A 20,054-nucleotide genomic window follows, 5' to 3' on the forward strand; every position below is an offset into this window, starting at 1 on the left:
TTATGAAAGCAACATTTGGCGCAGGGTGCTTTTGGCATGTTGAGGATTTATTGAATAAAACTAAAGGTGTTAAATCGACTAAAGTAGGCTACATTGGAGGCAAACTCCCAAATCCAACTTATGAAGAAGTATGTGCTGATAAAACTGGCCATGCAGAAGCTGTAGAGGTAGAATATGATCCTGATGAAATATCATATAAAGAACTTCTTGATGTATTTTGGAATAATCACAATCCTACAACCTTGAACCGTCAAGGACCAGACGTTGGAAATCAATACCGCTCTGCAATTTTTATTCATGATGAAGAACAAAAAAAAATTGCAGAAAAATCAAAACAAGATCTTGAAAAATCAGGCAAGTTTGATGATCCTATAGTGACTGAGATAGTCCCTGCTCCCACTTTTTACAAAGCTGAGGAATACCATCAAAAGTATTTCAAGAAACACGGATTCTCTTAAAATTATTTTACAATAACTATTGGAATATTCATACCGATAATTTTACTGATCGCTGTTTTCATTAAATTTATCTAGTCATTTAATTGAGCAAAAACAGTGGAAGAAAAATTTCTTCAAATAGACGAAAATAAAATACGGTATCTTGAATCAGGCAATTCTCAAAAAACGCTAGTGCTTGTACATGGTTTAGGTGCATCAGCTGAAAGATGGGATAAGGTAATTCCTATTTTTGCAAAACACTATAGAGTATTGGTTCCCGATCTTATTGGGTTTGGATATAGTGACAAACCTCTGGTAGATTATACTCCTGAGTACTTTTCAGATTTTTTAAGTAAATTTTTCTCTTTGACAAATACTAAGAATGCTAGTGTAATTGGATCTTCTTTGGGGGGACAAGTATGTGCTGAATTCACTTTATCTCATCCGGAAAAAGTTGAAAAATTAATTCTAACCTCTCCTGCTGGAGTAATGGAGCATTCTACTCCTGCCCTTGATGCATACATTATGGCCGCTTTATATCCTAATGAAGTAAACGCAAAAAAAGCATTTGAGTTAATGGAAGGCTCTGGGGAAGAAGTTCCTGAAGAGATTGTTCATGGTTTTGTAGAGCGAATGAAATTGCCTAATGCAAAACTTGCATTCATGTCTACCATCTTAGGATTAAAAAACTCAAAGCTAGGTTCGTCAAAATTAGAATCAATAGTTGTTCCAACTTTAATTATTTGGGGTGCTGATGATCCCGTCATTCCAATTGAAAACGCTGAAATTTTTATCTCTAAAATCCCTGGCTGCCAACTTTACACCATGGAAGGATGTGGGCATACTCCCTATGTACAGGATCCAAAGTCTTTTTCAAGTAAATCTTTGGAGTTTTTAACTAATTCTTAGATCATTTAAATACATCTATTCCCTATGATTACCTATGAATGGTAATCAAAACCTATATGATCCTAGTGAAATGTTCAAATCTTGGATCAAAAAAAGTGGTCAAGCTCAAGCAGAATTTATGAAAAATTTTGGTGCCTTGATGACAAATCAACCTGGCAAAACATTTGATCCCTTAGAAACACTCAAAGGAGTTTCTGACAGTACTCGAAAAACTCAATCCAATATTATGGAAAATGTAACATCTATGCAAAACAAAAGCATGGATACCATGTTTAACATCGGACAAATGCTTCCATCCTTCATGAATTGGGGTGCATACAAAACTACCATTAGCAGTAATGGCAGAATCTCAATCCCTGAAGCTGAACGTAATGCACTTGGCTTGAGTGACGGTGACTTGGTTCAAGTTATCATCCTACCAATTGCAAAAAAATCAAAAACTAAGGAGGTGAAACAATGAGTAAAAACGAAACAACCAGTAATCCAAAAGATCTATTTTCTACATATCAAGAAAATATTGACAAAATCTTCAATGGTATTAAGCAATCAGTACCTCAGTATCATCAATCAATTACTAACGTACAACAGGAATTCCTACAAGCATATGAAAATGTTGTAGATTCAACTATTACATTACAAAAAGAATATGCAAAGAAATCCGGTATTGCAGCAAATATTCCTGCAACTACACTAAAAGTAATGAATGATACAACAGAAGAAATTGTAAAAGCAACTTCAATTCAAAATCAAGTAGCACTTGCAACTATCGATGCAACACAACAAAACATCAAAACATTCAACGATAATGCAAAGTCATTTGCTGACCTAAACAGAAACATACTACAATCTTGGATTTCTGTATTCACTACAAAAAATAATTAGAAAGAATTTTTTTATTCTTTTTCTTTTTTATGATCTTTCAGCTAACCATTGTCCCAGCTCAGGCAACACTTTCTTTTGTGATAGTGAACTTGCAATCATTCCAACATGTCCTGTAGGATACATTCTCAATGTTTTGTCTTCACTTCCAATAGCATAATGCAAAGGCATACTGCATTCAGGTGATACCAGGTGATCCCCTACTGCCACCTGCGTAAATACTGGCATGTCTATTTTCTTTAAATCAATTTTTTGCCCCTCTATGTACATTTTATTTTGAATCAATAGATTATCTTGATAGATGTCTTTTATCCATTGTTTGAATAATTCTCCTGGGATTGGAGGTGTATCTCCTAACCATTTTTCTACTCTTAGGAAATTATCTACAAATTTTTTATTGTCTATATTTTTGAAGAATTTAACATATTTTTCGATTCCTTGCTCAAATGGTTTTAGCACTGAAAAGCAGTAATACATGAATTCAGGAGGCATGTTTCCGATGATTTCCACCATTTTATCCACATCCATGTGTTTTGCAAGATTGCTTATCACTGTAGTGTCTCTCCATCCGTCAATTACGGGTGCAGTTGCAATGTAATTTTTTACACTTTCGGGATGTAAAGATGAGTAAGCTGTCGCGATAGTTGCACCAGTACAATACCCTTGCAGTGAAATTTTTTCATTTGAAGATTCATTTTTGATATATTCGACATAAGAATCCAAATAACCATTGACATAATCATCAAAATCAAGATACTTATCCATGCTTGTGGGTGTTCCCCAATCTAACATGTATACATCAAATCCTTGTTGTAGTAAATTTCTCACCCAACTTTTTTCTGGTTGAATATCTAGAATATGATATCGGTTTATCAATGCATATGAAATTAGTAGTGGCGTTTTGTGTTGTTTTTCAGTAAGAGGTCTATAGTGTATTAGTCTGGTTTTATCCATCTTTTGTACAGTGTCGTGTGGAGTTACTTCCAAAACAATCTCGTCAGGTGCTGAAACTAATTTTGGAGCATTAATTACATTTTTACTAAATTTTAAAATCTCTTCAATGATCTTTGGATCTACTTTTGATTCACTTTGCATTTTCCTTCATCTCCTTTTTCTTTAATTCTAATTCTAACTTTCCTACTCTTTTTTTTAATGAATGCATCTCTTTGTAAACTTCATCTATCTCTTCTTTACTTGGAAGATTTACTGATTGTAAAATTACATTTGCTATGTTATTCCAGTGTTTTGTCAATTCAAGTTCTTTTGATACCAGTTTTCCATAATTATCTCCAAAATTTTCAGAATCAAATAATTCCGTAAAATCGTTATCAAAAATGTCAATCCATATTCGTTTGAATGCCTCTATCTGCTCTACATCCTGAGGTACTTCAGGTGCTTTTAGATTTACTTTCTTTTGGGCAATCCCCCAAGCTTCTGAAAGCTGTTTGTAGTATTGTGTGAGGTATTTGTTAAATTCCATTAAATCTTCATTAATCTCTATTAATTCCGTTGAAATTTTCTTAGAGTTTGCAGCAAATGCACGCATAGGCCCAATTGATGTGAGTGCTTGAGGCTTACTAGCCATTAGATGCATAATATCTGTCCAAAATAATGATAGATGCTTGAATTGATCTGACATTTCTTTTGATGGCTCTACTTTTTCTTTAGTTTGCTCTGGCTGCACAGATATCATTTATCACAGCTCGCAATAAATAGATCGCTTGTAAAGTTAGACTAATGGAGAATGCAGAAGAACTAGAAAAAATCTGTCAAAAAATCATTAAACTTGATCCCAAAATGCGCTCTGCAAGAATAATCAACAGCCGAGGCCATCTAGCAGCTGGTGGGATGAAAAAAGGACTGCTTTCACTTGAAGCTCAAAAACAAGATGAGATGATGTTCATGGAATTAGCCCTACGTGTTAGGATGAGGCGTGAATTTGATCATGAATTTGGTAAAGTTCATTTTTCAATGTCTTATAGAGATAAGGTTATTGTAATGAGTTTCCCATTAAATAATGATGACGTATTACTTGTGTCATCTGAAAAAGAATTAGATTTTGGAAAATTACCCTTTAAAGTCCTAAAAATAATTGAGCCTTTGAAAAAATCCCCCACAAAAACATTCTAAAAAAGCTACAAAACACTCTCTATGGAATTAAAAAATATGGTAACAAGTCAGAATGTTGATTGGGATGAGATAGAGTCAATGGTTAAAACACTTTCAAAAACTATTTCAAAATTACCTCGGACCTTTACAAGTATATCCACTGTTAGTAGAGGTGGATTGATTCCTTCACGTTTACTTGCTGATCATCTTGGAATTGAGAAAATTCTAGTTGATAAAAAAAAGATATCTTCAGATTCTTTATTTGTTGATGATATTTATGATACAGGTGAAACATTTAACAAAATTATTTCAATGATTGATGAACCATCAAAATTGGTCTTTGTTACATTATTTGCAAGACGTGGCAAAAAATACCCTGAACAATTAATTTATGCTACAAAAACAAAAAATTCCGCATATGTTGTTTTTCCATGGGATAAATTAGAATTTAAAAGAGATACGCATTAACTCATACAATGAGGTATGTTTCCCTCATGTCTTTTCTTATACTCTGAAATTAACTCTTTTTTTACTTCGTCAAAATTTGTTTCTTCCCTAAATCTAATTCTAGTTGAATTTGAAACACATTTCTTCTCTAATGAATCAATAATTGATTTTTTCATGTTTTGGGAGCCTCCAATGAACAATATTATCATGGATTCATGCATCATATACACGCCAGGTTTTTCAGGAATTTCTAAAATACTCTCTTGATTGTTATCTTGCCACTCAGACCATTTACTTTCTAACATTTTAATCATTTAGCATTTTTCTTAATCCTGCACATCTGTTTCGTATCGTGACCTCTGTTACTCCAGATGCAATTGAAATATCTTTTTGAGATTTTATTTCTCCTGTGCTAATACATGCAAGATACAATGCTGCTGCGGCAATACCCATTGGGTCTTTTCCTGCCACAATGCCCAGTGTTTTTGCTTGATTTAAAATCTCAATTGCCTTTCGCTTACTTTTTTCACTCAACTCTGCAATGCTTGCAATTCTTGAAACTCCCTTGACTGGATCCACTACTGGCATTTTTAATTCGAGCTCTCTGAAAATTAATCTGTAGCATCTTGCCACATCTTTTCTTCTAATGTTGATTCCTTTTGCAATATCATCTAATGTTCTAGGTGTTTCTGTGTTTCTACATGATGCATACAGGCAAGCTGCAACCAATCCTTGAATTGATCTGCCTCTAACTAGTTTCCTCTCCATGGCTTTTCTGTAAATGTAAGCTGCTTTCTCTACCACTGCATCAGTTAATGCAAGTTTATCCTTTAACTTGTCCATTTCATTAAGCGCTTGTCTTAGATTTCTATCTGCTGATGAATGTGCTTGTGTCCTACTGTCCCATGTTCTTAATCTTTCAATTGAACTTTTTACACTTGCAGATAGTGGTTTTCCAGTAGAGTCCTTGTTAGCAGCTCCAATCACTGTTGATAATCCCATGTCGTGCATCGTTAATGATGTTCCAGCTCCAACTCTTGTACGATTTGTCTCATCATTTGAAAAAGAACGCCATTCAGCACCAGTGTCTGCGACTTTATCAGTAACTACAAAACCACATTTTCCACAAAATAATTCCCCTGTGTCTTGATCAGTAACAATTTTCTGATTTCCACATGATGGGCATTTTGGGCCCGAAATCATTGTGTTTTTAAGCATAATAATCAGTTATTGACTAATTACCTTATTATCCATTTTACCTAATTTCTGCAGGTTAATTGTGTGTAGGTTAAGCTAATACTTGTTCTCAATAATTAGAACATGATCGAATTTTTGAAATTAACTCAATAGACAATAAGCATATGATGGCGTGTATGATGGGTACATTATGTTCATTTGATCTTCCACATGTTTCAAGCCTATTGAATGTCCTAATTCGTGTGTCATGATTGTCTCGACACTTTTAACATCGTACAATTGAAAACTTCCATCACAATTGTAATCTCCCAATGTTACTTCAACTACTCCCTTTCCCAGATGTGCGTGACCTAAAACTCCCTCTCCGATATCTCTAACAACCCATGTCACCCATACATTTGCTTCATGTTTTTGATTTGTTATTTCAAATTTTATTTTGGCTTTTTGATCATTTGTATTCAACTCTTGCTTCTCCCAAAATGCTAATGAGTTTTGTAATGTATTTATATGATCTAATGGAAGTCCTATTGGTTGCTCATTGATGAATACTTTGTATAAAATATTGTATGTTCCATCGACTATCTCATATGTTGGATCTGGGAAATTGCTGGATGCCTTTGACACCTCTGCCTCAAAATTCCATTTGACGTAATCCCTAAGGAATTTCTTTATGACATCCTGGCTTGGATTGGGAAATTCAATGTATCTTTTTTCTTTAGCAATGTTGTTTGAAATGTCCCGTAGATACTTTCCAAACAAGTAAAACTCGTGATCTATCTCGTCTTGTGATTTTTTATTTGTGTCTTTAAGATTTACAGTAAGAATTCCCTGCTCAATCATGTATTGAATTCCTGACACAAAGGAGTCGTCGTCAATTTCTCCATCTGCCCACCATCCGGCATTATTTTTAATCCATATTGGGATCTCATTTGAGATATTTTGTGTCTCTACAGGTGGAATTTGGATTATTTTATTATCAATAAGGTATAGTAATGCTGAGGCAAACTCTGCATCCTCAATATTTCCTTCAGACCACCATTTGGCTATTGGTTTTACCCATTCAGGAATTGATGTGATGAATTCTTTTTCTAACCCTTTTGGCTTTTCTGTTGGTGTGTATGGGTATTTTGAAATAACTTTTTCAATAAATTCTTTATAATTATTAATCACTACACTGTTAGGTTTTTCATCATATGCTCTCTGAATATATGTAATTGATTCTTGATATTCACCAAGATTTCCAAATCCCACTCCCATACCAGTTAATGCTAAAGCATCATTTGGAGAATATTGTAATACTTTGAAAAATTGCTTTAGTGAATTTGTATGATCTTCTAGATTACTTTGTGCTATCCCCTTCATCTTCAGAGTTGAAATATTGTTTGGTGCAATCTCTAAAATTTCATCATAAATTGTAATTGCCTGCTTATAATTTCCCTTTACAAACAGGTCTGTAGCTTGATTAAACATTTGCTCTGCTTCCTTCTCTGTTTGCGCAAAAGCAGGTGTTGTAAAAATAAATGAACTAATCAAAAATATGACTAGAATACGAATATTTTGCATTATGCCTTTTTCCATATTGTTGTTTTAGATATAATCTATTTCTATTTTATACTAAGTTCCAAGCTATTTTGTATAGGATAATTATCGCTATTAGAAAATCTTTAATTTATTCATTAACACGTCTTTTGTATTGGCAAAAGTTGGAGCAGGTGAAATAATTTATGATTTACGAAAAAAAATACAAGAAATCAGACATGATTTGAATCAATTAGGAGATTTGCCTTCTGATATCCCAGAAATGATTACTTCTGCAAACTTGTTGCGCTCAAACGAATTTTTATCACAAGCAAATGATAAGAAAACGGAATTGATCTCTGCATATGAGAATTATTCTGGAGAATTAGAGGAAATGCTTTCTTCTGTTTTTGAGATACAAAAAGATCTAAAAGAGATTCTTAAAACACAATCTTCTATGCTTGAATCTAAAAAGAAACCCTCTATGATTAAATCTAAAAAAAAGAAAGCCACCAAGCCTAAAAGTACTAAAAAATAATCTTATTTTGATAAATGAATTATATCGCCTGCAATTATTTTGCTTGTTTTATTTTTCTCTGACAAGATTAAAGCTCCATCATCATCAATTTTAACTGCATCACCTTTTATCTTGCCCTCTATTGTATTGAGTTCTACTTTTTTTCCAATTGTTGAAGATCTTTTTGACCAGTTTGAAATAATACTTTTTGTTTGTTTTCTATTTAATAACTCGTAGATTTTTTCTAACTCTAGTAAAAATGTCTGAACCAAAATTTTTGGCTTTATTTTCATCTTTTGCTCCCCAAGTGATGTAACTCCATAAAAATTAGGTGTATCTTTGAGATTTTTTTCAATCTGTTTGACATCTACATCAAAATTTATTCCTACCCCTAAAACCAAACTTTCAATCTTGTTTGACTCTAGTGATACGTCAACTAGCATTCCTGCAACTTTTTTTCCTTTTATTGTAACATCATTGGGCCATTTCAACTCTGGTTTAATTTTGAATGTTTTTTCTATTGCATATGATAGTGCAAGTGATGATGCAATTGGAAATAACGTGGTAATTGAAATATCAAACTTTGGATGAAGTATTATTGAAAACCATATGCCTCCTTTAGGTGAAATCCATTTTCTTCCCAATCTTCCCTTTCCACCTGTCTGCTTTGCTGCAATTATTATGGTACCATCATTTGAAGTATCTTCAGACATTTTTAGTGCTTGATTTTGAGTAGAATCAATTGAATCAAAATAATATGCCTTCTTCCCAATTTTTTTTGTTTTCAACCCCGATGTTATCTCCCAAGGTAGAAGAGCATCAGAGTTTGATGTAAGCTTGTAACCTAACTTTTGTTTTGACTCAACAGTATATCCTAACTCCTGAATTTTTTTAATATGCTTCCATATTGCGACTCTGCTAATTCTTAGAACATCACTCAAATCTTGACCTGACAAATATTCGGTGTTATGTGTCTGCAAAAATGTTAGAACTTTAACTAATCCTGGACTGTCAAATGAATTGTAAATCAACCATGTTATGTTTTAAGCCCGGGTATAAAATATGAACTAGAATCCGATATCTATATCAAATCCGCCATCATCCATACCTCCGTCCATACTGCCATCATCCATTGCGGCATCTCCTCCTTCTGGCATACTTTCTGCGGGTACATAATCTGACATTGCCATTCCCATCATACTAAACATCATACTAAACATCATCATATCCATTACTCCAAAGAACATCATCATTGGTAAGAATGACTTGTTATCTTCCATAGATTGTTTCATTTTTTCCTTATCTCCCGTTTTGTAAATTTGTGACATTTGATTCCATCTAGTTTGTAATTCGTGCACTCTCTCATCTACTTCTTTAGATCCTTTTTCTGTGACATTCATTTCTATTTTCTTTCCTAGCCATCCTTTTTTCTCTACAACCTCAATTAATCCTCTTTTTTCTAATTGTTCTAAAATTTTGTTCAATTCTTCGGCTTCAATCTGAGTTGTTTTTTGAATTTTTTCAAATTTGTTAATTCCGTGCTTAATTGCACCTAAAACTATGACGTCTTTTGGCTCCTCTTCCATACGATTTTTAGTTTTTTCTGGGTAAAAAATTCTTTGTTTTAGTAAAATTTCAAAAATTATATTCCTCAACTATCTTTTACTTTCATGGAGCAAGACATACACACTGATGATCAAATACGTGATATTCTTTCAATGCGTAAAGTTGCAGTTATTGGAATGTCTAAAAACTCTTCCAAAGCAGCACATTATGTACCAAAATACCTTTCTGATAATGGATATGATATAAAACCTGTAAATCTTACAACTAATAAAATTCTGGGAAAAAAATGCTATGCTTCTATTTCAGAAATTGAAGAAGATGTTGAAATTATTGACATCTTCAGACCATCAGAGCAAGTTTTATCCGTAATCCATGATGCAATAAAGAAAAAACCCAAAGTAATTTGGCTCCAGGAAGGAATACACAATTCTGAAGCTGAAGAACTGGCCAGAAAAGAAGGAATTACTGTAGTCTTCAATAGATGCATGCTGGCAGAACATCAGAGATTGATGAAATAATGACGTTTGAAAATTTCTATCATGAATTACTTGATTTGGCAAAAAAATATGAAAAGCAAAACATCCCTTTGAAGATTGAAAAAGATCTAGAAAATAACATTATCAAAATTTTTGGTGAAAATATCACATCTATTGCAAGAGCAAAAAATGGTCTAAATGATGTCACTGAATTGGCATATGCCACAGCTGAGCATCATCCCTATTGGAATATGCTCTACAATTCATCTGAAATTGCAAATAGCGTATTGGAGAAATGGAAAGACACTCTATCTGGAAATGATTTATCTGATATAGATTGGGCACTAAAAGAACTAGAGCAAACACTTGAAAAAATCAAAAGCAAAAAAATCCCTCATTCCTAGGCAGAGATAAATATTCTGGACTGAAAATCATTCCATGCCAATCAAACTCGGTCTAATTGGTAAAACCAATACTGGGAAAACCACATTCTTTAATTCTGCTACATTATCATCTGAAGAAATTTCATCTTATCCGTTTACTACCAAGGCACCAGTATCTGGAATTGCACACGCAATTACATTATGTGTCCACCCAGAATTTAAAATTCAAGATAATCCAAATAATTCGAAATGTCTTGATGGCTGGCGATATATTCCGATAGAATTGATAGATTTGCCAGGACTAATCAAGGATGCATGGAAAGGGAAGGGATTGGGAAACCAATTCTTGTCAATTGCCGCCCAGTCTGATGCACTACTTCACGTTGTCGATGCATCTGGTGGAGTTGATCCTACTGGAAAAATCACTGAGGTTGGAACTGGTGATCCGATATCTGATTTTGCAGACATTGAGGAGGAATTGATCATGTGGTATCATAAAATTTTGGAAGGAAACAGAGAGAAAGTGTCCAAACTAATCCGTACAGGAACTGATGTTTTTGATGCTATCACTGATTTGTATCGTGGAATTGGCGTAAACAAAAATCATGTTAAAGAGACATTTGTATCAACAGGATTGTCAGAAAAAGACTTTGATGATTTTGATATGGTTGATAGCAAGAAATTTGCATCATATCTAAGAAAAATTTCAAAACCTACATTGATAGTTGCAAACAAAGTTGATGTCGATGGTGCAGACAAAAATTTTGCAAGGCTCAGAGAGCGCTATAATGATTCAATAGTCATCCCAGTAAGTGGAGACAGTGAATTTAGTCTAAGACGAGCAGAGCAAAAAGGATTGATAAAATATTCTCCTGGCTCTGAGCAATTTGAAATAATAAAATCTGAAGATCTAAATGAGAAACAAATCAACGCCCTCAATTTTATCAAAAAGGGAATAATGGGTGAATACATGAGAACTGGCGTTCAATTTGCAATTAATGTAGCTGTATTCAAACTCCTCAAAATGAACTCAATTTACCCAGTAGCTGATGAGATGAATCTAACTGATAAAAAAGGACGAATCTTACCTGATTTAATTCTCTTAAAAGATGGAGCAACAATAAATGATCTTGCAAAAGAAATCCATACTGATTTGACCAAGGGACTTCTATATGGCAAAGACTTGAGGTATAACCTTAGGTTGCCAATTGACTATCAATTAAGAGATAGAGATGTGGTGTCTCTAGTTAGTGCAGGAAAAAATACCTAGTCTCGTTTCTTACTTCTTGGTTTTGTCCTTAGCACTGCTCTACAGCAAATACATCTAGTGTCATCACTTGACAAAAATATACCACAAAATGTACATCTTTTTTGACCTACATCGTATCTGATCTTATTTGGAACTGCTTCTGCTCTATGCATTGTACATATTCCTCTACACGTCCTACCCATTCATTTCACCTCCTTTGTACTTTCTTCTACCAAACGATGCTCCGCATTCCTCGCAAGACATACCATGCTCAAAAGATTCAATTTTGTCATATCCGCAAATAATGCAAATTTTAATTTCATGATTGACTATTTGCAAAAATTCTTTTTCGTTAACTTTTTGAAGTATTTCAATCCCCATAATTTTATTATGACTTTAAATTATATAAAATCAAGAAAATTTCTCAACTAGTGCTAATTCATGCCTGAGTGGCTTAAAGAAACTGTTTAATTTAGCACTATACGCTTTTTTATTTTTCATATATATGTCACAAACTCCCAGAATTATTAGGATGCCCCATATTGTATTTGGTGAACGAATTGATCTTGATGATTTTTCAAAAAAGTTTACAGAAGTATTTCAGAAAGAACCCTTTTTGATTAAAATTACAAATATTTTTGTTGATAAGGAAAAATTAACTGCACTATTACCTACGGTTGTTATTTCTGATATTCATCAGCAGTTTTTAATAGAGATTTCAACACGTAAATCAAAAACAACGATTAGGCTTTACCCAAACACTGATCCTGAAAAAACTGATGGTGTTAAAACTTCGATGGCATTACTTGCAAAACAAATCATGAGTCATTACCCTGAATTTGAAGTAACAAAAACAAATCTCTCTGACTACCTGGACGTGGTGATTAAAAATTGAGTACTTTTACTATGGAGCGTTGTTCCTATTTACCACAAAACAGACTTTTTCAATTAAGTACTGACGTAGAAAACTTTCATAATATTATGCCAGAAAATTTCAAATCACTTGAAGTGATAAAGGAAAATGATTATGGTAAGATTGTAATTGAAAAAATAAATTTTTTAGGAATTCCTTTAAAAATTAAAACAAAGCATGTTGTTGTAAAACCAAATGTACATGAGATCCATATTTTAAATGGGCCTACTAAAGGAACTGTCTTTACTGAAACCTATGTTCAGTCTGGAAATGGAACTATAGTCTCTATAGAGGTAAAATTAATTCTTAGTGGGTTTTACCGCTTGTTTGGTTTTTTAGAGGGATTTCTTAAAAACAAAATAAGTGCTACCATGGATAAATTCATTGTTGCTGTTGAAAAGTATGATAGTTCTCTTACCTCATATCAAAATTAGCACTATGCTATTTTGTTGGCACTTGCATAAATAGTGAATTACCAATAACAAGTTATGACTAAAACAGCAGTGATTATTGGTGCCGGTGTTGGAGGGCTAACGACTGGAGCCCTGCTGTCAAAACAAGGCAATATCGTTAGAATTTTAGAAAAATCATCCAAACTTGGTGGTAGAACAGCCTCCATGAAATATCGTAATTATATTCTTGATAATGGATTTCATATAATGCCGTTTTACAAAAAATCTGCTATTTTTAGTGTATTAAAAGAAATTGGAATAGAACATAGATTAAAGCTTGCAAAAGTCAATGACATTGCATTTCATTCTGATTCTGGATTTCATAAATATCCAAAAGGAATGATTGACCTTCTACAACTTTCATTAATTCCATTAAAGAGTAGAATAAGATTGCTCAAGCTTTTACTTCCTATGGCATTCTCATCTATTGAAAAAACAGAGGAGTGGGATGATAAATCATTAATTGATATTACAAAAAATCTTGATCCTGACACAAATGCCTTTTTTGAGGCAGTTTGCATGCTGGCATTTGCAGATACTGCTGACCATATTTCATTGGGTGAATTTGCAAGAACTATAATCCGAGCAAATCCGTTTAAAGGGGGTACAAGTGAATTTGCATACCCTGATGAAGGGGGCTATGATTCTATTTCAAGAGTTTTAGGTGATTACATAATTGAGAACAAGGGCACCATTGAAACAAATCATTCTGTAAAAAAAATTGTCATAGAAAATTCTAAAGTTATAGGAATTATAGAAAATGATGGGACTTTTTTTAAATCTGATTGTGTTGTAGTCTCTTATCCTGCATACATGGCACTAAAGCAATTATTTGATGAAAATATAATTGACAGAAAATTTGCTGAAAAAATAAATCGTTTGGATAAAAAAACTGCCGTGGTAGAAGTTCATTTTGCACTAAACTCTAAAATTGATTCTCGTCAAGTTGTTTTTCCAGTAGGGAATAGTTATACCACAAAAGGCATTTTCTTTATTTCAAATATCGCCCCATCTGTTTCTCCTAAAGGAGAACACTTGATAATTGCTGGAACGCCTGTTGATCCATCTGTAGCTGATGACTCTGTAAAAATTAAAGAAATCGTTGAAAAAATGAAAGATGAAATTTCATCGATTTATCCTGAATTCAATTCATCCTTGCTTTGGGAAAGGCCCATGGCTTGGAAGCTTGTAGAGTCAGTTGTAAAGGAGCCTGGAATGGTTTGGAAGTCTAAAATGCCTCATGAAATTCCTGGTATTGAAGGCTTATTTTTTGTTGGAGATTCTACAATTAGTTATGGGATAGGAACAGATTCAGCAGCTCATAGCTCGATTTTATGCACTCCTAAAATCCAATCCTTCTTAAAATCTTGAATTATTTCATTTTACTTTTCTTATGATTTTTGGAATTTCCTCAAGATTGATATCTGAAACTACTTGAGCATCAAACTTTGGAATTTTCTCCGATTGGACTGCTCTTCCTCCAACTAATATTGGAATTTCAAATTCTCCCTTAATTTTTTTAATCAATCTTTGTGCTGCTAGTAAGTTATCTTCTAAGGTAATTGAAATTAGTACTAGATTTGGTTTATCATTTTCAATAAACGTAAGAATCGATTCTGTTGGTATTGATGTTCCAATATTGTATACTTTGTATCCCTTTATTGTTAGATATGTTTCCAACACATCACATCCCAAATGATGCTCTTCTCCTAAGGGAACGCATATGAGAATTTTTTTCTTATTTTCAGAACCTTTTACTCTATCCATAATTATTTTCACTAGTGTGAGTGCTATGTTGCTTGCAACGTGTTCTGTGGCAACACTGATTTTGTTACTTGCCCAATCTTCTCCAACTTGGTACATAACTGGCTTGAGAATTTTGTCAAAAAAGTCTGCGGTATTAAATAATTTTTCATATTCTTCATAAATTTTAATTGAATCTTGAATATTTCCATCAGTCAATTTTTTGTATAATTGTTTCTTAGATTTTTTTGATGCATCCTCTCTTTTTTTAATGTCTTTTGGATTAAATGATGCAAGAACAGATAGAACTTTTGGATCTTTTCTATAGTCTAATGGTATGTCGTCTTTTACAACTTCAGATGCCTTACCAAGATATTTCACAATCTCTTGTTTTGATGTGCTCTTCTTTGAATCCCACACACTCCTTACAAGATAGAGATATTGATCAGATTTTACTTTTTTAGCTCTAATGTATACCAATACAGTTTTAAGAAATATTCGATATATAACTAATGCCAATAATTTTTACTAGTGGTAAACTTTCTGGACTATTTTTTTGCTTTGATAAAATCAACAATCGATAAAATTTCTCCCATTTCGGCTAAATGGCCATAACTTTTACCTTTGATGTTTGACATGGGCTTGTTGTTAACGCTGATAAATAACATATTGCCTTCATCCAGCGGAACTGTTATTCTTTTGATTTTATCATATGATGCTATGGTGTATAATCCTGAACCTACGATGCCTGTAATTGCTGAATTTTCTTTCCATGCCTCTATATCTCTTGAAATGGTATCCTTTGTCTCCTCTAACGGGACAATGTTTTTGACTCCTTTTCGCTGACTGTTCCAAAGAAATTCTCCATTTTTATTACAAACTGCAGCAAATCTGATAGACTCGTTAAAATCCATCAACATGTTGAGAAGTTTTTCATATTTGTCCACCCTTTTTGTTAGGTAATTCTGTTAATAAATATTCTAAATCTCTGAACTAGTGGTAAATAAGAGCAAATGAATTTCTATGAATTAAATTTCTAAAAATCTAATCTTCTTTAAAAAATATTTTCTTACTATTCTTCAAATGTGTTGACAAAATCTACAATGGACATTATTTTTCCCATCTCGACTAATCTGCCGTAACTTTTTCTTTTGGTTTTTGCTAGTGGTTCATTATCTACACTTACAAACAAGAGATGAAACGCATCTACTGGTATGGTTATTCGTTTAATTTTTTCAAAAGAAGTTATGTGATACATTGCCCTTCCTAATTCATTCCTATCTTCAAATTTTGAACGATCCGCCCAATCATCGGCTTCACGCCTCATTGCTTTTTTAGTCTCTGCTAAGGGCACCTTTAGTTTTACATCGTTTCTTTTACTATGCCATAATATTTCCCCCTTGGTATTACTAATTGCAGCAAATCTGATGGAATTGTTGAAATCCATCAGCATATCTAAAAGTTTTTCATAACGCCCCATTGTTTCTAGTAAAATCTTGATGAATAAAAACAATTGGATGGTACTATGTAAATTTTAAAGAGATAACTTATATCTGATTTTAAAATTAATCAATCATGGATAGTCCTTATACTGATTTTGTTGGTAAAGTTTGGGCAGAATTCCCCCAGCTTGCAGAATGGCACAATTTAGATAAATCTATTCTTCCTTTATGGGGTTTAGATAAATTCATTGAAGCAGGATACCATAACTTCTCATCTGACCGAAAGTCATTATTTCATCTTAGTAAATTAATTGAAGCTTATGCGCAAAAAAATAGTCAACCATTATTGGCCTCTTTTGAAGAAGTCAAGCGGTACAAATTTGTTGAAAAAAGATATCAGGAAATGATTAAAACAATTCCAAAAATATGGGTTATTGCAAATTTTGGAAAAACTGAATTCAAAACCCCTCCAAAAATCCAAGTGTTGAATTGTGGAAATACAAATTTGGCAAAGGTATGGACTGTAATCACTAGAGGACCTTATGGCCCATTTGGATTAATTGCTGAAGAATTTGAAGCTGGAATGTTTAGAGGATTTTTCACACTTAACCCAAATGTTTGCCGATACGCTCTAAAAGTAATGGGCAAAACACTTGGTGCAAAATTTACAATTCAATAATAAATTAGCATTTTAAACTAAAGATGTATGAAAAGTCCTTATTTATTTTTAGAAGAGATTTAAGATTACATGACAACACTGGATTAATAAAATCACTCGAACATTCAAAATCTGTCATTCCGTGTTTTATTTTTGATGCTGATTTAGTAAAGAATCCAAAAATTTCTAAATTTAGATGGACTTTTCTTTCCCAATCCATATCTGATTTGGATTTACAATTAAAAAAGAAGAACAGTACTCTTAATCAATTTCAGGGCGATTCGTCTCTGATCATAGATGAAATAATTCGAAAACACCATGTAGATGCAATCTTTGCAAATACTGATTTTTCTAAATACTCAAAATCGCGTGATGCTAAAATTCATCAAGTTTGTAAAAAAAATAACATTAATTTTCATAATTCACTTGATTATCTTTTACATAATCCAAATGAAATAAAAACAAATGATGAAAACCCCTACATGATTTACTCTCATTTCTACAAAAAGGCACGCCAATTTCCTGTTAGATCTCCTTCAAAAAATTCTAAAAAAAATTATTTTAATGCAAAAATATCTAGTGCTCAAATCTTAGCACCAGAAATTAAAAATCCCGAAATTCCAGGTGGCAGAAATGAAGGTTTGAAAATACTAAAAAATTTGGAAAAGTTCATAGATTATAAAAAATTTCGAGATTTTCCAAGTCTTTTTCATACTACAACATTATCTGCGCATAACAAATTTGGAACTTTGTCTATCAGGGAAATTCATCATGCAATTAAACAAAAACTTGGTTTAGACCATATTCTGATGGGTGAAATCTATTGGAGAGAGTTTTTCAACCATATCTTATTTCATTTCCCATGGTCCCAAAAAAAATCATTTAGAAAGAAATTTCAAAAAATCAGGTGGTCTAATTCCAAAGAGCATTTTTCTGCTTGGTGTAATGGGAAAACTGGATTCCCTATTGTTGATGCAGGGATGAGACAGCTTAACCAGTCTGGGTTTATGCATAATCGAGTTAGAATGATTGTAGCTTCCTTTTTGACGAAAGATCTTCATATTGACTGGAGATTAGGGGAGAGATATTTTGCTAAAAAATTAGTCGATTATGATCCTGGAGTAAACGTTGGAAATTGGCAATGGGCTGCATCAACGGGGTGTGACTCTGTTCCATACTTTCGAATTTTTAATCCTTGGTTGCAACAAGAAAAATTCGATTCTGAATGTTTGTATATTAAAAAATGGGTTCCTGAATTAGATAACTTGCCTCCAAAAATCATTCATAATCTTTGGAAATCTTTTCCAGAAGATCTGGATTATGTACATCCAATGGTAACACACAAAATTGAATCTGAAAAAGCTAAATCTATTTTTAAATCACAAAAATAAATTAAATTAAAAAATTAGTTGCGTTTTGGAAATGTTTTTCCAATAAAATAATCTTTTACTAGTGGTAAAATATACTGCTAGTGTCTAATTCTTTTTCTTTGGGCCACTTGAACCTCTTTAACCCTATTGCGAATGGTGACAGCACTAATGCCTGATATTTGAGAAAGTCGAGTTTGTGAAATTCTTTCATCATTTTTCTTTACCGCTAGGTATACTGCAGCTGCTGCCATTGACATTGGATGTTTTCCGTAATTTATGCCTGCCTTTTGACTAAATTCCAAAATCTTTCTTGCATCACGCATAGTTTTTTCAGAAATCTGGGCCTCACTTGATATACGTGATATGAATTCTGATGGGTTGTAAGACACAGAATGGACTTCAAGATTTCTACAAAGAAGACGATATGTTCTCTGAATTACTTTCTTTTTAATTCCTGATGCATTTGCAATATCATCCAATGTTCTTGGTGTATCTGTCATTCTACATGCCATGTATACTACTGCACAAAGAATGGAATGATTTGAACGACCTGCAAGTAATTTTTTTTGTTCAGCTTTTCTAAACAAGTATGCTGATTTTTCAACAACATATTCAGGTAAGGCTATCTTTGATCTGATACCATCAAGAAAAGTAAATGCTTTGACATATGACTGTTTAGTAATTGAAGATTTACTGTTTCTATCCCACATTCTTAGACGGTGAAATGATTGTTTGTTTTTAGTAGATAAAATTCTCCCTGAAGCATCTTTGTTTTGAGATTGAATTGATGTGGATAGTCCCATATCTGCCATTTTTAATGATATTTTTTGTCCAGTTCTAGAATTATTTTGATAGTCTTCCATGGCTTGATTTTGATTTTCTGGACCAAAATCAATAATTTTTTCAGACAGCACCTGTGCACAATTTTCACAAGCTATTTCTCCTGTAACAGCATCAGTGATTTTAAAATAATGTTGGCAAGCTTCCTCTAATTCCCTTTGCTCCATATTTGCTATGTGTTTTTATTGCATTTTAACCACATTGAATATTAAAAATAGTGCTAAATTATGATTCAAAAATATTTCAAATCACTTTGTTTATATCTGATATACAGCATATTGGATAAATAATGTTAGCACTAGTAATTATTTTAACACTAGGTTATATGCTATGATTGCACAACTCAGTTATGGCTGAAGAACAAGAATGGGCTAATTTGCTAGCAGAAATTTTTGAAAAACTCACTCAAAAACATGCCTCAATCACATATGACTTTGAGGATCTTGCAATGAATGGGAGAGTAGAAAAAGATGGCAAAGTAATCCCCACAGGTACAGTTGCCTTAACTGGTAAACTGACTATAACTGCAAAATGAGGTGATTGAAATGAAAGATTTTCAACTCCCTGCATATTTTTTATCCTATCTGGATAATGGATCTCTTAAAATAAAATGTGATGAAAACACATCAATAAATTTTTTCATTGATGGTGATTCTAGAATTATAGATGTTCTTGATGTTCCAATTAAACTTGACAAAAAACCTGGCTTGATAAAACAATTATCAGAAGGAAAAGATCTTGCAAAAAATCTTAAAGATAAAGGAATTACACTTGAAATCCGATATCAAGGTAAAACTGCGCTAAAATTAGGAAGAGATGCAAATCCCAAACTTGCAAAAATTGTTACATTAAGTAATGATATTGAAATATCTGATTTGAAAATTCTAAAAAAACTGAGCGATGTATTCTAATAATATGATTTCAAACAATGAATCTCTCCAAAAATTTG

At 32.9% G+C, this 20,054-nt stretch carries 30 protein-coding genes; 17 read left to right on the forward strand and 13 right to left on the reverse strand.

All coding sequences use genetic code 11. The annotated features are described in order from the left end of the window. The first annotated feature begins 2 nt into the window (after positions 1-2). The 4 genes from msrA to C6990_RS02425 all read left to right on the forward strand — a co-directional run bounded on the left by msrA (position 3) and on the right by C6990_RS02425 (position 2,228). Positions 3-458 carry a peptide-methionine (S)-S-oxide reductase MsrA gene (gene msrA, locus C6990_RS02410; protein WP_182128158.1) on the forward strand — a complete coding sequence of 152 codons (456 nt, stop codon included), beginning with the start codon at positions 3-5 and terminating at the stop codon, positions 456-458. A gap of 96 nt (positions 459-554) precedes the next feature. Continuing rightward, positions 555-1,346 carry an alpha/beta fold hydrolase gene (locus C6990_RS02415; protein ID WP_182128159.1) on the forward strand — a complete coding sequence of 264 codons (792 nt, stop codon included), beginning with the start codon at positions 555-557 and terminating at the stop codon, positions 1,344-1,346. A 34-nt stretch (positions 1,347-1,380) separates the two neighbouring features. After that, positions 1,381-1,806 (forward strand): AbrB/MazE/SpoVT family DNA-binding domain-containing protein, encoded by a 426-nt coding sequence (locus C6990_RS02420; RefSeq protein ID WP_182128160.1) that lies wholly within the window; start codon positions 1,381-1,383, stop codon positions 1,804-1,806. Next, positions 1,803-2,228 (forward strand): hypothetical protein, encoded by a 426-nt coding sequence (locus C6990_RS02425; protein WP_182128161.1) that lies wholly within the window; start codon positions 1,803-1,805, stop codon positions 2,226-2,228. The genes C6990_RS02420 and C6990_RS02425 overlap by 4 nt, the downstream gene beginning before the upstream one ends. 27 nt (positions 2,229-2,255) lie before the next feature. Here the strand turns inward: C6990_RS02425 and phaC are convergent, their stop codons facing one another. Then, complete coding sequence (phaC, locus tag C6990_RS02430; protein ID WP_182128162.1) at positions 2,256-3,320, reverse strand: class III poly(R)-hydroxyalkanoic acid synthase subunit PhaC; 1,065 nt, start codon at positions 3,318-3,320, stop codon at positions 2,256-2,258. Further along, positions 3,310-3,918 (reverse strand): poly(R)-hydroxyalkanoic acid synthase subunit PhaE, encoded by a 609-nt coding sequence (locus C6990_RS02435; RefSeq protein WP_182128163.1) that lies wholly within the window; start codon positions 3,916-3,918, stop codon positions 3,310-3,312. Before C6990_RS02435 ends, phaC begins: the two co-directional genes overlap by 11 nt. A 44-nt stretch (positions 3,919-3,962) precedes the next feature. Between C6990_RS02435 and C6990_RS02440 the strand changes: the two genes are divergently transcribed. Continuing rightward, entirely contained in the window at positions 3,963-4,355 is a 393-nt protein-coding gene (locus tag C6990_RS02440; RefSeq protein ID WP_182128164.1) for a DUF6659 family protein, read from the forward strand. Between the two features lie 36 nt (positions 4,356-4,391). Then, on the forward strand, positions 4,392-4,802 hold the full coding sequence (locus tag C6990_RS02445) for a phosphoribosyltransferase (protein WP_182128165.1): 411 nt from the start codon (positions 4,392-4,394) through the stop codon (positions 4,800-4,802). Here C6990_RS02445 and C6990_RS02450 read toward each other — a convergent pair. The 3 genes from C6990_RS02450 to C6990_RS02460 form a co-directional block, all read right to left on the reverse strand. Continuing rightward, positions 4,799-5,086 carry a hypothetical protein gene (locus C6990_RS02450; RefSeq protein ID WP_182128166.1) on the reverse strand — a complete coding sequence of 96 codons (288 nt, stop codon included), beginning with the start codon at positions 5,084-5,086 and terminating at the stop codon, positions 4,799-4,801. The genes C6990_RS02445 and C6990_RS02450 overlap by 4 nt on opposite strands. 1 nt (position 5,087) lies before the next feature. Next, entirely contained in the window at positions 5,088-5,999 is a 912-nt protein-coding gene (locus C6990_RS02455; RefSeq protein WP_182128167.1) for a transcription initiation factor IIB, read from the reverse strand. Positions 6,000-6,119: 120 nt separating this feature from the next. Continuing rightward, a complete protein-coding gene (locus tag C6990_RS02460) occupies positions 6,120-7,556 on the reverse strand; it encodes a M57 family metalloprotease (RefSeq protein ID WP_182128168.1) in 1,437 nt (478 codons plus the stop codon). 115 nt (positions 7,557-7,671) lie between these two features. Here C6990_RS02460 and C6990_RS02465 point away from each other — a divergent pair, with 115 nt between their 5' ends. Next, entirely contained in the window at positions 7,672-8,034 is a 363-nt protein-coding gene (locus C6990_RS02465; RefSeq protein ID WP_182128169.1) for a hypothetical protein, read from the forward strand. Between the two features lie 2 nt (positions 8,035-8,036). On the opposite strand, the gene C6990_RS02470 is transcribed toward C6990_RS02465, so the two are convergent. Next, the gene (locus tag C6990_RS02470; RefSeq protein WP_182128170.1) at positions 8,037-9,044 is read right to left on the reverse strand and encodes a biotin--[acetyl-CoA-carboxylase] ligase; all 1,008 of its coding nucleotides are present in this window, start codon (positions 9,042-9,044) and stop codon (positions 8,037-8,039) included. Between the two features lie 36 nt (positions 9,045-9,080). Beyond that, a complete protein-coding gene (locus C6990_RS02475; protein ID WP_182128171.1) occupies positions 9,081-9,599 on the reverse strand; it encodes a hypothetical protein in 519 nt (172 codons plus the stop codon). 84 nt (positions 9,600-9,683) lie between these two features. Between C6990_RS02475 and C6990_RS02480 the strand changes: the two genes are divergently transcribed. From C6990_RS02480 to C6990_RS02490, 3 genes are read left to right on the forward strand one after another with little or no spacing between them, the layout of a single operon-like run. Continuing rightward, positions 9,684-10,097: a CoA-binding protein gene (locus C6990_RS02480; RefSeq protein WP_182128172.1), complete on the forward strand. Its 414-nt coding sequence runs from the start codon at positions 9,684-9,686 to the stop codon at positions 10,095-10,097. Beyond that, entirely contained in the window at positions 10,094-10,459 is a 366-nt protein-coding gene (locus C6990_RS02485) for a hypothetical protein (RefSeq protein ID WP_182129049.1), read from the forward strand. The genes C6990_RS02480 and C6990_RS02485 overlap by 4 nt, the downstream gene beginning before the upstream one ends. 34 nt (positions 10,460-10,493) lie before the next feature. Next, entirely contained in the window at positions 10,494-11,708 is a 1,215-nt protein-coding gene (locus C6990_RS02490; RefSeq protein WP_182128173.1) for a redox-regulated ATPase YchF, read from the forward strand. On the opposite strand, the gene C6990_RS02495 is transcribed toward C6990_RS02490, so the two are convergent. Both C6990_RS02495 and C6990_RS02500 read right to left on the reverse strand, forming a co-directional pair. Then, on the reverse strand, positions 11,705-11,890 hold the full coding sequence (locus tag C6990_RS02495; protein ID WP_182128174.1) for a hypothetical protein: 186 nt from the start codon (positions 11,888-11,890) through the stop codon (positions 11,705-11,707). The genes C6990_RS02490 and C6990_RS02495 overlap by 4 nt on opposite strands. After that, on the reverse strand, positions 11,883-12,068 hold the full coding sequence (locus C6990_RS02500) for a hypothetical protein (RefSeq protein WP_182128175.1): 186 nt from the start codon (positions 12,066-12,068) through the stop codon (positions 11,883-11,885). The genes C6990_RS02495 and C6990_RS02500 overlap by 8 nt, the downstream gene beginning before the upstream one ends. Positions 12,069-12,192: 124 nt before the next feature. Between C6990_RS02500 and C6990_RS02505 the strand changes: the two genes are divergently transcribed. Genes C6990_RS02505 through C6990_RS02515 form a run of 3 tightly spaced genes read left to right on the forward strand, consistent with a single transcriptional unit; the run spans position 12,193 to position 14,423 of the window. Continuing rightward, entirely contained in the window at positions 12,193-12,582 is a 390-nt protein-coding gene (locus C6990_RS02505; RefSeq protein WP_255465130.1) for a hypothetical protein, read from the forward strand. Between the two features lie 11 nt (positions 12,583-12,593). Beyond that, entirely contained in the window at positions 12,594-13,034 is a 441-nt protein-coding gene (locus C6990_RS02510) for an SRPBCC family protein (protein ID WP_182128176.1), read from the forward strand. Positions 13,035-13,088: 54 nt separating this feature from the next. Next, the gene (locus C6990_RS02515) at positions 13,089-14,423 is read left to right on the forward strand and encodes a phytoene desaturase family protein (RefSeq protein ID WP_182128177.1); all 1,335 of its coding nucleotides are present in this window, start codon (positions 13,089-13,091) and stop codon (positions 14,421-14,423) included. Between the two features lie 6 nt (positions 14,424-14,429). Here the strand turns inward: C6990_RS02515 and C6990_RS02520 are convergent, their stop codons facing one another. From C6990_RS02520 to C6990_RS02530, 3 genes are all read right to left on the reverse strand, one after another. Further along, entirely contained in the window at positions 14,430-15,275 is an 846-nt protein-coding gene (locus C6990_RS02520) for a cobalamin B12-binding domain-containing protein (protein WP_182128178.1), read from the reverse strand. A gap of 68 nt (positions 15,276-15,343) precedes the next feature. Next, on the reverse strand, positions 15,344-15,742 hold the full coding sequence (locus tag C6990_RS02525) for a hypothetical protein (RefSeq protein WP_255465132.1): 399 nt from the start codon (positions 15,740-15,742) through the stop codon (positions 15,344-15,346). A 125-nt stretch (positions 15,743-15,867) separates the two neighbouring features. Next, on the reverse strand, positions 15,868-16,275 hold the full coding sequence (locus C6990_RS02530) for a hypothetical protein (RefSeq protein WP_182128179.1): 408 nt from the start codon (positions 16,273-16,275) through the stop codon (positions 15,868-15,870). Positions 16,276-16,370: 95 nt separating this feature from the next. Here C6990_RS02530 and C6990_RS02535 point away from each other — a divergent pair, with 95 nt between their 5' ends. Further along, complete coding sequence (locus C6990_RS02535) at positions 16,371-16,916, forward strand: hypothetical protein (protein WP_182128180.1); 546 nt, start codon at positions 16,371-16,373, stop codon at positions 16,914-16,916. 23 nt (positions 16,917-16,939) lie between these two features. Next, positions 16,940-18,286: a cryptochrome/photolyase family protein gene (locus C6990_RS02540; RefSeq protein ID WP_182128181.1), complete on the forward strand. Its 1,347-nt coding sequence runs from the start codon at positions 16,940-16,942 to the stop codon at positions 18,284-18,286. A gap of 77 nt (positions 18,287-18,363) precedes the next feature. On the opposite strand, the gene C6990_RS02545 is transcribed toward C6990_RS02540, so the two are convergent. Beyond that, positions 18,364-19,272 (reverse strand): transcription initiation factor IIB, encoded by a 909-nt coding sequence (locus tag C6990_RS02545; protein WP_182128182.1) that lies wholly within the window; start codon positions 19,270-19,272, stop codon positions 18,364-18,366. Positions 19,273-19,454: 182 nt separating this feature from the next. Between C6990_RS02545 and C6990_RS02550 the strand changes: the two genes are divergently transcribed. After that, positions 19,455-19,640: a hypothetical protein gene (locus C6990_RS02550; protein ID WP_048115994.1), complete on the forward strand. Its 186-nt coding sequence runs from the start codon at positions 19,455-19,457 to the stop codon at positions 19,638-19,640. Between the two features lie 10 nt (positions 19,641-19,650). After that, the gene (locus tag C6990_RS02555) at positions 19,651-20,016 is read left to right on the forward strand and encodes a hypothetical protein (protein ID WP_182128183.1); all 366 of its coding nucleotides are present in this window, start codon (positions 19,651-19,653) and stop codon (positions 20,014-20,016) included. The last annotated feature ends 38 nt before the right edge of the window (positions 20,017-20,054 follow it).

This window comes from Nitrosopumilus sp. b3 (assembly GCF_014078525.1).
Taxonomy (GTDB): domain Archaea; phylum Thermoproteota; class Nitrososphaeria; order Nitrososphaerales; family Nitrosopumilaceae; genus Nitrosopumilus.